This window comes from Psychrobacillus mangrovi (assembly GCF_037104765.1).
Lineage (GTDB): Bacteria > Bacillota > Bacilli > Bacillales_A > Planococcaceae > Psychrobacillus > Psychrobacillus mangrovi.
Window position 1 is genome coordinate 235,365 of the sequence record NZ_JBAWSY010000003.1, and the last position, 14,559, is coordinate 249,923.

Genomic DNA, 14,559 nt, shown 5'->3' on the forward strand with positions numbered 1-14,559 from the left:
GTACATACATGGTGATTTACAAATAGATAAAGAAATTAGTCAATTTCTGTTCAAAAAAAAATTATCTCATATAAAACGTAGGTTTTTCAGTACCCTCCGTCCAGTCTACTGAATGCTCCATAAAAATAAAATCTATAAAATGAACATTACTTTCGAGATGATGGTGAAAAATACTCTAAGAGTATACCTTGTAGAGAGCATAACCTCTTCATTTATTATTAATATAATGACAATTGGTACCGAATGGACATCTTTGATACCTTTTGTAGACAATCTGTCCTCGTAATTATTTTGCGAGCATTTTTCATATTTCATGAGTTTCTATCATAATTTGTCCTATATGAAGGAGGATGAAAAAATGGAAGTGAAAGTATGGGATGTAAAAGAACAGTTTCTTTTTCCTGCAAGTTTTGGAATTCCAAAAGAGATAAAAACAGTGGAAGTTACTCCACAATATGAGCAAAGTGAAACAGAGGACACGATTCAAATAAATGGGATCTATCACATAACATGTCATGTGGAATTTGAAGAAGGAGAGCATGAGCATCATGCCACAAGTGAATTTACTCAAATAGAGGATTTAGACGTTCAAGGAGAAGTAGGTTATTTTGAATATGCTGTACCAATGAGTGTAGAAATATCTAAAGATAAAATACAAGAAGGATATACCCCTTCTTTAGATGTTCGCCGCGTAAATTCAAAGACAACAGATCATGCAGCTGTTGAAATTGGTTGGTCTGTTTATTGTGAATATGAAGCTCCAAAGGTAGTTGAGAAAGAGGTAAATAGAGAAGAAGCATCGAATGAAGTAGAGATGGTAGAAAGTCCAAATAGTGTGGAATCGGAGCTTCAATTTATTTTTGATTTGGATGATGGAATGTCAAAACTTACGTTTCCATCAAATTATGTCTTTGTAAAGCAAGAAGCAGAGGAATAACAAAAAGACAAGTAAAATAAAATCCCATGTAGTTGGAACGATTAATACACGGATAAGCTGAAAACCACAAATAGGAATAATAATTCCTTTGCAATAAAAACGTGTTCTTCTAAGCCAATCGGGTAATAAATACGGGTTATATCCTTTTCTCATTAGAAATTCTCCTTTCACGAGACTAGACTTGACGCCATATCATAAGATTAGGTACAATATGAACAAATAATCAAATTCGCCTTGGCGTATTTTTGCACAGATTTTAAATCTGTGGCATCCGCTAAAGGCATTATTCTTATTCTTAAATGTGAATACGATTAAAATATGGATGCTATGAATGGGAAGAGTAAAATGAGTATGTTATCGAAAGAAAGGAAACAATTTGCTGAAATGTTTCTGTTAACGGCCATTTGAAGGTAGCCCAAGAGCAGCTTTTGTGAACTAACAGTAGCAATTGCCGGTTTGAAGCCGTTATCTAATTGAGAGCGTGATGCTATTTTTTGCATCTGCGAATAAAGGTGGTACCGCGAACAAACTCCTTCGTCCTTTAATGACGACAGGAGTTTTTTTATATTCTTTTTTAGGAGGAACAAATATGACAAATGAGACAACGATGTCAACTAAGTATGATCCGCAATCAATTGAAAAAGGTCGGTATGAATGGTGGCTAAAAGGAAAGTTCTTTGAAGCACATCCAGAAAGTGAAAAAGAACCTTATACGATTGTAATTCCACCACCAAACGTAACAGGTAAATTACACTTAGGTCATGCATGGGATACAACATTACAAGATATTTTAATACGCATGAAACGTATGCAAGGATACGATGCTCTTTGGTTACCTGGTATGGACCATGCAGGAATTGCAACACAGGCAAAAGTAGAAGAGAAGCTTCGATCACAAAATATCTCGAGGTATGATTTAGGTCGCGAAAAATTTGTAGAAGAAACATGGAAATGGAAAGAAGAATACGCTGGTCATATTCGCGAGCAGTGGTCAAAACTAGGATTAGGATTAGACTACTCACGTGAACGTTTCACATTAGACGAAGGCCTTTCGAATGCAGTTAAAGAAGTATTCGTAAAGTTATATAACAAAGGGTTAATCTACCGTGGCGAATATATTATTAACTGGGATCCGGCGACAAAAACGGCTCTTTCTGACATCGAAGTAATTCATAAAGATGTACAGGGTGCATTCTATCATATGCATTACCCACTTGCAGATGGTACTGGAACAATCGATGTAGCTACAACTAGACCGGAAACAATGTTAGGGGATAGTGCAGTTGCAGTTCACCCAGAAGATGTACGATATAAACATTTAATAGGCAAAACTGTTATCCTACCTATTACAAATCGTGAAATCCCAATTGTAGGGGACGATTACGTTGATATGGAATTTGGTAGTGGGGCAGTTAAAATTACACCTGCACATGATCCTAATGACTTTGAAATAGGTAATCGACATAATTTACAACGCATTTTGGTAATGAATGAAGATGGTACGATGAATAATAATGCCGCTCAGTACGATGGAATGGACCGCTTTGCATGCCGTAAACAAATCGTTAAGGACTTACAAGATGCAGGAGTTTTATTCAAAATTGAAGAGCACTTACATTCAGTAGGGCATTCGGAGCGTAGTGGAGCAGTTGTAGAACCATATTTATCAACTCAATGGTTTGTAAAAATGCAACCGCTAGCAGATGAGGCGATTAAATTACAACAAACTGAGGGTAAAGTAAACTTCGTTCCAGACCGTTTCGAAAAAACTTATTTACAATGGATGGAAAACATTCATGATTGGTGTATTTCTCGTCAATTATGGTGGGGACATCGAATTCCTGCCTGGTACCATAATGAAACAGGGGAAGTATATGTTGGGCATGAAGCTCCTGCTGATGCGGAAAACTGGAAACAAGATGAAGATGTTTTAGATACATGGTTCTCATCTGCTCTTTGGCCATTTTCAACTTTAGGTTGGCCGAATGCACAAAACGAAGAATTTAAAAAATATTATCCAACAAATACACTAGTAACTGGATATGATATTATTTTCTTCTGGGTATCACGCATGATTTTCCAAGGAATTGAATTTACAGGTACTCGTCCATTTGAAGATGTTTTAATCCATGGACTTGTTCGTGCAGAAGATGGACGAAAAATGTCAAAATCACTTGGCAACGGTGTAGATCCGATGGATATTATTGCTCAGTATGGCGCAGATTCTCTTCGTTATTTCTTAAGTACAGGATCATCTCCAGGCCAAGATTTACGTTTCTCTACAGAAAAAGTAGAAGCTGTTTGGAATTTTGCCAATAAAATATGGAATGCATCACGCTTTGCACTAATGAATATGGATGGATTAAAATTTGAAGAGATTAATCTAGACGGTAAAAAATCTGTTGCAGATGCATGGATCTTAACTCGTTTGAATGAAACAATTGAACAAGTAACGAGACTTTCCGATAAATATGAATTTGGTGAAGTAGGACGCGCACTATATAACTTCATTTGGGATGATTTCTGTGACTGGTATATTGAAATGTCGAAACTTCCTTTAAATGGTGACGATGAAGAAGCGAAGAAGATGACTCGCTCAGTACTAGCATATGTTTTAGATAATACTATGCGATTATTACATCCATTTATGCCATTCATAACAGAAGAGATTTGGCAAAACCTTCCTCATGAAGGGGAGTCAATTACATTAGCAGCTTGGCCAACTGTTAACGAAGTTTTATCTAATAAAGAAGAAGCTGCCAGCATGAAATTACTAGCTGAAATTATCCGTTCTGTTCGTAATATCCGTGCGGAAGTACAAACGCCAATGAGTAAAAAAGTGCCGTTATACATTTCAGCAAAAGATGCTGACACTTTAGAAGTGTTAGAAGCAAATGCGAAATATTTAGAGCGTTTCTGTAATCCAGAGCCATTAGTAATCGGGCAAGGTATTGAAGCACCAGGCCAATCAATGTCTGCAGTAGTAACAGGTGCAGAATTATTCTTACCATTACAAGGACTAATCGATATCGATGCAGAAAAAGCTCGTTTAGAAAAAGAACTTGAAAAATGGACAAAAGAAGTGAAATTAGTTCAAGGAAAATTATCGAACGAACGCTTCGTTTCCAAAGCACCAGAAGCTGTTGTTGCAGAAGAACGTGCAAAAGAACAAGATTACCTAGAAAAACAAGCTACGGTATTAAAACGATTAGAAGAACTTAAAAACATGTAATTTAAAGAAGAGTGTGTCGATTATTAATCGCGCACTCTTTTAGTTTGAAGTAATGACCTTTAGTTGGAATAATTGAGCATTTAGTTGGAAAAATTGACGCTTTAGTTGGAATATTAATGAGTTTAGTTGGAAAACACAAAAGAGTGAGCTAATGAAAAATTCAGCTCACTCTTTTTCAGTTAATTTCTTATTAATATATTCCATGATCGGGATGGCAATGTCTTTATTCGTTGTTGCAAAGTAAGATCTTGCACCTACGGGATCTTCTAATTCATTAAACAACCAACTACCATCAGGTAGCAAAAGAAAGTCGATGCCAATGTAATCACTTTTTAATGACCTAGCTATTTTTTCCACATCTTTAATCTGGCTACTATTTAAATCGTATTTTTCTACGGTACCGCCAAGAGTATAATTTGATTTAAAACTGTTTTCTGCACCAATTCGCTTTACCGCTCCGACTACTTCCGTTCCAAGCATAAATACTCGGACATCTGTTGCATTTGTTTCGATATACTTTTGAGCAATAATCGTTTTAGAATCATGCTCACTAATAAAAACATTGGCTTGCTCTTCAGTATGGCATAATTCTACCTGTGATCCACCATGACCATCGATTGTTTTTACTACAATCGGATAGTGAGGAATATCTGATACTGATTTTATTTTTCTAGTAGGCACTGTTTGAATTCCGAGTAGCTGTACTAGCTGTATTGCTTTCAATTTATCATTCGCAACTACATTTACTTCCGCACGATTAAACATTGGAATATTCCGTTGTTCTAATTGTTTTGAAAGTTGAGGGTTTCTTGCTCTGAAAAAGATGAAATCTGCATCAGGAATAGAGGAACTTTGATCATCTATCACTGTAATGGAAAGACTATAATTTTCGCCAGCTTTTATAAGCCGATCTATAAAGCTTCTATTTCTTTCAATTTCATTTAACTCGTAAATTAGTAAGCCTTTCATATAAGAACATGACCTACTTTTGAAAGGGCATAGCTAATCATAGCGTCACCAACATTAATACCAGTCACATTGTAAATATTACGAATATGAGCTACACCATTTACTTCGCATACAAGTGGTTCTTCATCTTCTCCAAATAATAAATCTACTCCTGCAAACTCTGCATTAAGCGCATGAGCAGCAAGAATAGCCACTTCTTTTTGTCTTTCTGTAAGCTCTATTTGTGAGGCAGTTCCACCGTTTGTTATATTTGCACGAAAATCTGTTTCAGAATGGCGATGCATACAAGCTATTACCTGACCGCCTACAACATTTACTCGAATGTCACGACCTCTACTATTTTCAATAAACTCTTGAAAAACGTATTCTTTTCCATTAAGTTCTTCTACTTTTTCAAAAAATTGTTCTTTAGTTTCTATTAAATAAACTTTAAAACCAAAAGAGCCATGTGCTTCTTTTATAATCATAGGTAATTTAATTGTTTCTAATACCTGTTCGTAATAACCAGTATGCTGAATTGTAAAGTCTGTGTACACTTTTGGCGCAATGATTGTTCGAGGCAATGGAACTTGTGCTTTTGCAAGTAACATATACTGGCGTGCTTTGTTATCACATATTTCAATTATATCGGGATCATTGAAGACAGGAATACCTTCATTTTTTAAGAACTTCGCTAATAATATGTCTTTATCTAAAAAGATGACAAAATCAGGTCTAGTGTTTAATCCTAGCTGGACGTCCATTAATAATTCATAATTCCTTATTAATGTTGCTTGTATGCCTTGTTTAATTGCTGCTTCTTGAAGAAGAAGAGCCTGGTCGATAAATTTTTCATCTGTAAGACTTCCGTTGTATACAATCCAACATGTTTGCATAATGATTGACCTCCGCTAGTGCGTGATATAATACTGTTTATAAAGAAGTTTAGCATGAAATTATAACAGAAGGAATAGGGTGAACGGCGTGGAAATAAATAATTTTAATTTATATAAAAATAAATGGAATGTAAAAAGTGAATCTGTTATTAAACCTGGATTAGATTCCATACAGAAAGCACTAGAGAAGCTTGGTAATCCTCAAAATAAACACAGAACCATTCATGTCGCAGGTACGAATGGGAAAGGTTCAACCATTGCATTTATGAGAGCAATCGCAAAGGAACACGGTTTAAGATACGGATCCTTTACTTCACCAAGTATTATTGATGTGCATGACCAAATCCAATTAAACGGTGTAAATGTTAAGACAGAACAAATGGATATGGCATTCGAAAAGATTCAACGAGCTAATCTAAGTGGTATGCTTACTGATTTTGAATTATTAACTGTAGCAGCATTTTTAGTTTTTGAATCCGAAAAATTAGATATTGTGTTTATAGAGGCTGGAATGGGTGGTAGATTTGATAGTACAAATGTATTACAAAAATCGATTGCTGTTATACCAAGCATCTCTATTGATCATACAAAATTTTTAGGTGATACAATAGAAAAAATTAGTTGGCATAAAGCAGGAATATTGAAAGAAGATAGCAAATTAATTATAGGTCAATTGGATCAACAAGCAAAAACTGTTTTTCTCCGAGAAACTTTAGAAAAGAACGGTATCATAATTGAATATGGAAATGATTTTTTCCTACATAATAACTCATATACTTATGACAAGACTCATATTGAAGGGTTAAACCCGATTATGCTAGGGAAACATCAGCAATCCAATATGGCTTTGGCAATAACCGCTTTATTGGAGAGTAATTTTCTGTTAGATGAAAATAAAGTGCAACAGGCTGTTAGACATGCTTGTATACCGGGCAGAATGGAAAGAGTAGGGGAAGATCTGTATTTTGATGGTGCTCATAACAAAGCGAGCGTTGATGCATTAGTCGACACAATAAAGCTTAATTTCCCACATAATAATATTCATTTTATTGTAGGAATTCTAAAAGACAAAGATTATGTATATATGCTAAGAAAATTGGAGGAAGTAGGTACATCTTTTGAATTTGTAGAATTTCATCATGAAAGGGCATTACCACCTAATGTATTGTATAAACACTGTTTACACGATGAAAAAAGTATTACTAAAGATATAGAAGATTTTCAGTTTAAAAAATCACATAATAATGATATTACTATTGTCACGGGTTCATTATATTTTATATCGGAACTAAGATTAAAAACAGGTAAATAGTAGTTGAAATTTTCAGAGATTTAAGTGATATAATTTAAATAATCGAGTAATAAGCTAATAGTAATAGAAAGCAATATTAAGGGGAGAAAAATAGTCCTATGAATATATCAGTAAAAGCCAAAAGAAATATTTTCATACTGTGGTTATTAGTCGTACCCTTAGGGTCTATTCTAGTTTATCAATATGCACCTAGCAGGCATGTTGAATGGGATGCTTATTTAATACTCTTGTTATTAATGCTATTAACATCAAGTTTTCCGTTTTTTATCTCTGGAAATACTATGTTTCTTAGTCAATGGGTATCGCTTGCAGCTTTTCTGAATTATGGGATATTTGCAGAAATGATTCTTATGCAATTGAGTATATTACCGATAGCCTATCATATAAAAGTTAACAAAGATAATTTCTATCGAATCGCTTTTAGCTCATTGATGTTCTTCATTATTTCAGTTGTTTGTGGTGTTGTTGTTCACTTACTTGGTTACAATCTAGGCTCGCTAGAAGTGAAAGATTTACTTCTCTTTGGTACAATTTATGCTCTTTGTGATGTAATTTTAAACCATGCGCTCATTTATTTGAGAGATTCTTCGACAGGAAATAGTCCAAAATTAGTAGACCAGTCTACCATTTGGGATGTAATTGGATTAACGATTACATTGCCTTTTGGGATAAGCTTATATTTTTTAGAAAGCTACATAGGAACCATAGCATTTGTATTATTAGGCTTACCCTTTTTAATGATTACTTTATTAGTTCGTCTATATAGTAATTCGGAGAAAGTAAATGCGGATCTTAATGAGGCAAGTCAATTTGGGCATGAACTTGCTGAGCGTATGACTGGTAAAGAGATAATCGATATGTTCATGGAGCGTATTACGAAGATGTTCCCTATAGATTCGGCATATATAGTCGATGATTTATATGGTAAATTTCAAATATTACGCGCCAGAGAAGACGGAGAAAATGTAGAACTCTTTTTTGCTCCGGAGGATTTGGATAATAGTCTTGCTGGTGTCATATATAAAAAAGGGATACCAACTTTATTTGATAAACAAAGCGAATGGATTAATATGAAACCTCCATTTCTTGCATCGGATATGCAAAGTGTCATGTGCGTACCGATCTATCGAAATCAAAAAATAGAGAGTATTCTAGTACTCGCTTCACGTAAAAAATATGCTTTCGAGGCATACCAACTAAAAATGGTGCATTTATTATGTTCATATTTCGCTGTTTCCGTGGAGAAAGCAAAGTATGTGAGAAACGCATTGGCAAGAAGTGAACGCTGTGAATTAACTAATTTATATAATTATCGTTACCTAGACAAGCGATTGGAATTTTTTATGGAAAAATTATCCCTAGGTGAATATAAAACAGTATCATTAATAATGATGGACATCGACCATTTTAAATCAGTCAATGATACATATGGGCATCATAGCGGAAATATTATTTTAAAAGAGTTTGCAAGAGTGATAAAGGATGAAATTGGGTCGAATGGAACTGTAGCAAGGTATGGGGGAGAAGAATTTGTAATCTTACTTCCAAACTACACGAAAGTGGAAGCCACAAATATTGCCGAAAGATTACGACGAAAAATTGAACAAACACCATTTATGGTCGAATTGGACCTAGATGAAGTTTCACAGGAAGAAATTATTTTCATCACCGCTAGCATTGGAGTTTCTACAGCACCTGAAGATAGTGATGAAGGTATGTCACTTCTTCGAAACGCCGATCGAGCGCTATATATTGGGGCAAAGCAGGCTGGTAGGAATAGGGTTGCGGAATATGTGAGATGAAAAATCGAGAGAAGGCTTTATGTTAAAGCTTCTCTCGATTTTTTTATTTATATATTATTTTCTTGGTGAAATTATCTAGTGTTGGGCTATTAATTATATATTCCGTAGAAGAAGTATCTGTTAGACCACATAAGTTTTTAAAATCTACTTCAGACACATATTTTGTATTTGTTTCAGTGCCTACATTAACTGGTTTTCCAGTAATTGATGGATCAAGGATATAAACAAAACTAGAATTATCTTTTTTAATTTTATTGTGATCAGCACTAAAACTCTTGTTTCTTAAACACAGCTTAGATCCATTTGTAAGGTTTAAATAATAGTTTTTGTTCTGTGTATTTATATAGATACCATCTGCTAAAATTGTGCTAGCAGAAAATGACGTTTTATTGTTATTACCCGATGAATTGAAATTTAGTTTTAATTGTCCTGCCAATTCAATTTTAGAGTTTACTAAAGAAACATGTTTATCGAAAGTTATATTTTGATTTGAATAAAGATTTAAATTAGAACCGTTAATATGATTAAAAGTTGTTTGTCCAAATAGATAAAGAGTTGAATTAAAGTTCTGATATTTACCTGTGTCATTATTAAAATTTATAGACGTATTTTCAATCCACATTTTAATATTACTAATTGATTTAGTATCAGGTGTTTCAGAAGTGTAGCAAGGATTTACTTTCATACCGTTACATAAGTTGGTTGGCTTTGGAGGCAGGATTATTAAATTTTTTCTCCCGTCCATAGGGTTCTCGTTGTTTGAATCAGAGGCTTTGGGTACTACTAAATCATCAGGTATTTTGAATTCAGCAGTAATATCTTTCTTTTTATTTAACAATGCCCCTTGTACCTCAATTTCAATAGAATTATTTCCCATGTAATTAGGTGTTTTAAGCAATTTAAAAGATTTTGTAGAATTATTTATACTGTCTACTGTATGTGTAGAATCTGAAGTTATTAAGCTTTTAATATTATTGATCAATAAATTCATATGTCTAATTTTTATAGTTTCTTCTGATTCTCTATCTTTAGGAAGTTTTTTCTGATTATTTTGTAATTCGAGTGCTAGAAGGATTCCTTGATCATGGGTCATATTAATAATTTTGGCACGATAGTATTCAACTCCCATCTCAGCAAGTGCCGTCGCTTCAAAAGAATCATCGGTGTTTTCAACTTGTTTTTGTTGACTCAATGCACTTAACGTAAAACTAGAAAATAAAATTATTAGTACGACGATTATTATAAGAGTCAGTAATAACGTATATCCCTTATTGTTCTTTATTACTTGCAAATTGAATCCTCCATTTCTATTTTGCTGTTAGTTTACGAAAAGTAGTATTAGTTTTATAAGTAATTGATGGATTCTTTGAAGAAGAAAGTAAGATTTCAAATTTAAAGGAAACAGGATTTTCATTAAAAGTATACTGAGAAGTTTGATAGATGATCCCAGGGTTATTAAAAACAACAGTATCTAAATTACTCTCTAAAGTAAGAGAGGTTGAATCATTATTAATTTTAATCGATTTCAAATCTGATTGGGTATGCATTTGTTGTATCGTATTAAGTATAATGTTAGCTTCTTTTTGTAATTGATTCTTAGACATAGCATCATCGCTAAATTCAATTGTTTGGAAAAAGAAACGCCAAAGTATAAGAGAAATAACACTGAATATTACGATAGCAGCTAACAATTCAACAAGCGTCAAACCATTTTGGTTTTGTTTACTAGCCATATTTTCTTCCTCCTAATCAATCGGAATATCCATAAGTAGTAGTTAGTTGTTTGCCTGAACTATCTTCTATACTAATTTTTAAGGGATAAAGGGTTTGGATAGAACCTTCTACATCAGGGGTAGGTGAAAAAGTCACAACTACCTTATAAGGATTGTATGAAGTTATAGTTAAATTTGTATCAATGGCAGAAGAGTTTTTTAATTGAGTTATCTCTGAATCATATTTGTTTTCTTTTATATCAGCTAATACTTTTTTACCTATAGACACTGCAGACAAATTTTCTTCTGTGCGAATGTTCATATTAAACATTTGAGGGATTAGTGTTATAAATAGGGTTATTACAACTGTAAGAAGTAAAACAGATGCAATTATTTCAATTAGTGTAAATCCAGCTTCTTGATTAGATAGCTTTTTTTTCATATAGTTACTTCCTTTTAGACTAGATTTTTAGTTTTAACCCATTTATTTCTACTGAGTTTTATAATATAATCATATATAAATAAGGAAATAGATTCAATTTTTTTAATAAAATTAGTTCTATTTAATTGATGCCATCACGAAATTTTCGTTTAAGATTTATTTTTTATAAGTATTTTTACCTATTATGTTTGCGTGATGTTTGGATTTAGAAATTAACATTTTCTTGAAATGGAGACTGGCTAATGAAAATTATTTGGAAAACTATGATCCTCACTACATTAACAGTTTTTCTATTATATATATGGACAAGTAATTACGTAATTTTTAATCAAAATGTCAAAGCAGAAAACAACCTATCTAGTTCAACAATAGGTGGTCTAGAAGTAGAGTCTCTAAATAAAGAAGAAGTTATTTCATTGTTAAATACTCAAATAAACGAGTGGAAAGAAAAACCTATTTTATTAATTGGAAATAGTATTGAATTAAGTTTACTCCCTGAGTGGTTTTCATTCGATGTCGAAGCGTCGGTAAATGAATATTTTAATCAAGTTGATACACCTTGGTATGTTTTTTGGAAATCTCCACCAACAGTACATATACCACTTCAATTTTCTATAGATTCAGAGTTAACTAGTTTAATTGAAAAACAGGGGCATTTAAATGTAGAAGAAACAATGGCTAACATTAAAAACCAAGTAGGGATTTTATCAACTAAACCCATAGAAACGGCTGCTTTGGATTCTTCAGTATTTCAATCGGAACGTATTGCTTTTGATATAGAAAAAATTTCGATTAATTCGAGTGGATTAAACGATATTATTTCTAAGTTAAATGATCAGGTTATTGAAAGTGGAGAGGTATTTTCTTTGTTAGAACACTTAGAGGAAGTTAACTTTGGGAATAATAATGAAAGTGCTGATTTTGTTGCTTCTATTTTATACAGCGTTTTACTTCAAACGAACTTTGAAATAGTGGAGCGGTATTCACAAGGTGTAATCCCTCCTTATTTAGAACCTGGAGTGGAAGCTAAAATTAGCAAAAGCTCTAATGAAGATTTGAAGTTTATTAATCAAAATAATACCCAAGCAACGCTAAAATTAACTTTAAAAGATTCAAGCTTATTAATCGAAATATATTCTATCCCTTCTGAGACGACTGCTAGTTACCAAGTTAGAGATCGTTTAGAAGTTAAGCCAAGAACAATTTATCGTTATTCTTCTGATCTGAATCCAGGTCAAGAGGAACTTGTTCAAGAAGGAGTGGCCGGACTTCGTGTTTCTTTGAATCGTACAATTTCTGAAAAGTCGGGTCCATTTGAAAAAGAAGATTTAATCAGTCAAGATTTTTATCCACCAGTAAATAGGATAGTACTAACATCTTCTGTAATTCCTGAAAGCACATCTATAACTGATTCTGACTTGGACATTGATATGAATGGAGATGGGTTATCAGATATTAATACCTCCCCATCTTCTAATTCAAATAACGCGAATATCTCAGAAGAATCACCAAATGAAAATGTTTCTGAGGAATTGCCAGAGGGTAGTTATTATGATAAAGCCGGTAATATTATCCATCCAGAATCAAAATAATACCATGTGGGGGTCGTATAATGAAAAACAATGCACGTAAACGATTAGGCGATTTACTTGTTGAGTCCCATGTGATAAACAATGAACAGTTAGATTATGCACTGTCCCATAAAAGTCGTGAAGAAAAATTAGGAGACTTTTTAATTAGAGAGAATTTGTTAACTGAGCAACAATTGATTGAGGTGCTAGAGTTTCAATTAGGGATTCCACATGTTAGTTTAAACCAATTTTCGATTAATCCTGAACTTATACAATTAGTTCCTAAAGAGTTAGCAAAACGAGCTAATATTATGCCAATTAGAAAAGAGAGAAATAAACTCTTGATCGCCATGGCAGATCCGATGGATTACTTCGCGATAGAAGAGGTTAGAATGGCAACGGGATGTCAAATAGAGACAAGTATCGCAACAAAAGATGATTTGTATCGAACCATTACAAAGTACTATGACTTGCAAGAGTCTATGGACCAAGCATTAATAGATATGACACCAACTGAATTAGAGAATGATACGCAAATCACAGATGATGATTCTCCAATTGTTAGGTTAGTAAATCAAATTATTGCAAGTGCGGTTGCTCAGAGATCGAGTGACATACATTTTGATCCTCAAGAAAATGAATTGCGGGTAAGGTATCGCGTAGATGGAATGCTAAAGACGGAACGTTCAATTCCAAAGTATATGCAAAATATAATTATTGCTCGGATTAAAATTATGGGGAATTTAAACATTACAGAAAACAGAATTCCTCAGGATGGAAGAATAAAGTTGACCGTTAATATGAAGGACATAGATATTCGACTATCAACATTGCCTACAATCTATGGCGAAAAAGTAGTAATGCGTATTTTAGATCTAAGTAATGCATTAAATAATTTGAACAAACTTGGTTTTAATGAAAAAAATCTTAAAGCTTTCAATGAAATGATTAATTATTCAAACGGAATTGTTTTACTTACCGGTCCTACTGGGTCAGGAAAATCTTCTACATTATATGCAGCTCTAAATAAGCTAAACGATGAGAATGTTAATATCATTACGGTAGAAGATCCAGTTGAATATCAACTTGAAGGCATAAACCAAATACAAGTTCGTGAAGAGGTTGGTCTTACTTTTTCTGCAGGACTTCGATCTATATTACGTCAAGATCCTGATTTCGTAATGGTTGGAGAAATACGTGATTTGGATACTGCACAAATAGCCGTTCGTGCATCCTTAACAGGTCACTTAGTTTTAAGTACGCTTCATACGAATAGTGCAGTTGAATCTGTCACTAGACTTAGAGACATGGGTATTGAACCGTTCTTACTTTCTTCCTCTTTAGTTGGAATTGTTGCTCAGCGATTAGTTCGGAAAGTGTGTAGAGATTGTGGAGAATATGTATTACCGAATGCTCGGGAAAAGGAAATATTTGAGAGTCGAGAAATATCGGTTGAGAAAGTAAGGCGTGGCAGAGGCTGCCCTGCTTGTAATCAATCAGGATATAGAGGCAGAATTGCCATTCATGAAGTGTTAAAAGTGGATGACTTTGTAAAAGATATTATCCTTACAGGTAAAAGTCCCTTACTTTTAAATGACTATATGAAAGAAACTGGCTATTACAGTTTATTAGATGATGGATTATTAAAAGTTAGAGATGGATTAACAACTACAGAAGAAGTACTTCGGGTTGCTACTGTTAATTGAG

Annotated in this window: 11 protein-coding genes and 1 other annotated feature; of the genes, 6 read left to right on the forward strand and 5 right to left on the reverse strand. The window is 33.6% G+C overall.

What is annotated here, in order from left to right:
- Nucleotides 1–358 precede the first annotated feature (358 nt).
- The gene (locus tag WAX74_RS07045; protein ID WP_336496946.1) at nucleotides 359–937 is read left to right on the forward strand and encodes a hypothetical protein; all 579 of its coding nucleotides are present in this window, start codon (nucleotides 359–361) and stop codon (nucleotides 935–937) included.
- Between the two features lie 318 nt (nucleotides 938–1,255).
- Nucleotides 1,256–1,482, forward strand: a binding site (T-box leader).
- 44 nt (nucleotides 1,483–1,526) lie between these two features.
- Nucleotides 1,527–4,169, forward strand: coding sequence for a valine--tRNA ligase (locus WAX74_RS07050; RefSeq protein ID WP_336496947.1), 2,643 nt, complete (start codon nucleotides 1,527–1,529; stop codon nucleotides 4,167–4,169).
- Nucleotides 4,170–4,334: 165 nt separating this feature from the next.
- Here the strand turns inward: WAX74_RS07050 and WAX74_RS07055 are convergent, their stop codons facing one another.
- Together WAX74_RS07055 and WAX74_RS07060 are read right to left on the reverse strand one after the other, a co-directional pair.
- Complete coding sequence (locus WAX74_RS07055; RefSeq protein WP_336496948.1) at nucleotides 4,335–5,138, reverse strand: ATP-grasp domain-containing protein; 804 nt, start codon at nucleotides 5,136–5,138, stop codon at nucleotides 4,335–4,337.
- Nucleotides 5,135–6,013 carry an ATP-grasp domain-containing protein gene (locus WAX74_RS07060; RefSeq protein ID WP_336496949.1) on the reverse strand — a complete coding sequence of 293 codons (879 nt, stop codon included), beginning with the start codon at nucleotides 6,011–6,013 and terminating at the stop codon, nucleotides 5,135–5,137. The genes WAX74_RS07055 and WAX74_RS07060 overlap by 4 nt, the downstream gene beginning before the upstream one ends.
- A gap of 88 nt (nucleotides 6,014–6,101) precedes the next feature.
- Between WAX74_RS07060 and WAX74_RS07065 the strand changes: the two genes are divergently transcribed.
- Together WAX74_RS07065 and WAX74_RS07070 are read left to right on the forward strand one after the other, a co-directional pair.
- On the forward strand, nucleotides 6,102–7,325 hold the full coding sequence (locus WAX74_RS07065; RefSeq protein ID WP_336496950.1) for a bifunctional folylpolyglutamate synthase/dihydrofolate synthase: 1,224 nt from the start codon (nucleotides 6,102–6,104) through the stop codon (nucleotides 7,323–7,325).
- Nucleotides 7,326–7,423: 98 nt separating this feature from the next.
- Nucleotides 7,424–9,127 (forward strand): sensor domain-containing diguanylate cyclase, encoded by a 1,704-nt coding sequence (locus WAX74_RS07070; RefSeq protein ID WP_336496951.1) that lies wholly within the window; start codon nucleotides 7,424–7,426, stop codon nucleotides 9,125–9,127.
- Nucleotides 9,128–9,170: 43 nt separating this feature from the next.
- On the opposite strand, the gene WAX74_RS07075 is transcribed toward WAX74_RS07070, so the two are convergent.
- Genes WAX74_RS07075 through WAX74_RS07085 form a run of 3 tightly spaced genes read right to left on the reverse strand, consistent with a single transcriptional unit; the run spans nucleotide 9,171 to nucleotide 11,281 of the window.
- Nucleotides 9,171–10,418 (reverse strand): hypothetical protein, encoded by a 1,248-nt coding sequence (locus WAX74_RS07075; protein ID WP_336496952.1) that lies wholly within the window; start codon nucleotides 10,416–10,418, stop codon nucleotides 9,171–9,173.
- Between the two features lie 16 nt (nucleotides 10,419–10,434).
- Nucleotides 10,435–10,860, reverse strand: a complete 426-nt coding sequence (locus tag WAX74_RS07080; protein WP_336496953.1) for a PulJ/GspJ family protein — start codon at nucleotides 10,858–10,860, stop codon at nucleotides 10,435–10,437.
- A 16-nt stretch (nucleotides 10,861–10,876) separates the two neighbouring features.
- Nucleotides 10,877–11,281 (reverse strand): type IV pilus modification PilV family protein, encoded by a 405-nt coding sequence (locus tag WAX74_RS07085; RefSeq protein WP_336496954.1) that lies wholly within the window; start codon nucleotides 11,279–11,281, stop codon nucleotides 10,877–10,879.
- 242 nt (nucleotides 11,282–11,523) lie between these two features.
- Here WAX74_RS07085 and WAX74_RS07090 point away from each other — a divergent pair, with 242 nt between their 5' ends.
- Both WAX74_RS07090 and WAX74_RS07095 read left to right on the forward strand, forming a co-directional pair.
- Nucleotides 11,524–12,873 carry a VanW family protein gene (locus tag WAX74_RS07090; RefSeq protein ID WP_336496955.1) on the forward strand — a complete coding sequence of 450 codons (1,350 nt, stop codon included), beginning with the start codon at nucleotides 11,524–11,526 and terminating at the stop codon, nucleotides 12,871–12,873.
- A gap of 20 nt (nucleotides 12,874–12,893) precedes the next feature.
- Complete coding sequence (locus WAX74_RS07095; RefSeq protein WP_336496956.1) at nucleotides 12,894–14,558, forward strand: GspE/PulE family protein; 1,665 nt, start codon at nucleotides 12,894–12,896, stop codon at nucleotides 14,556–14,558.
- The last annotated feature ends 1 nt before the right edge of the window (nucleotide 14,559 follow it).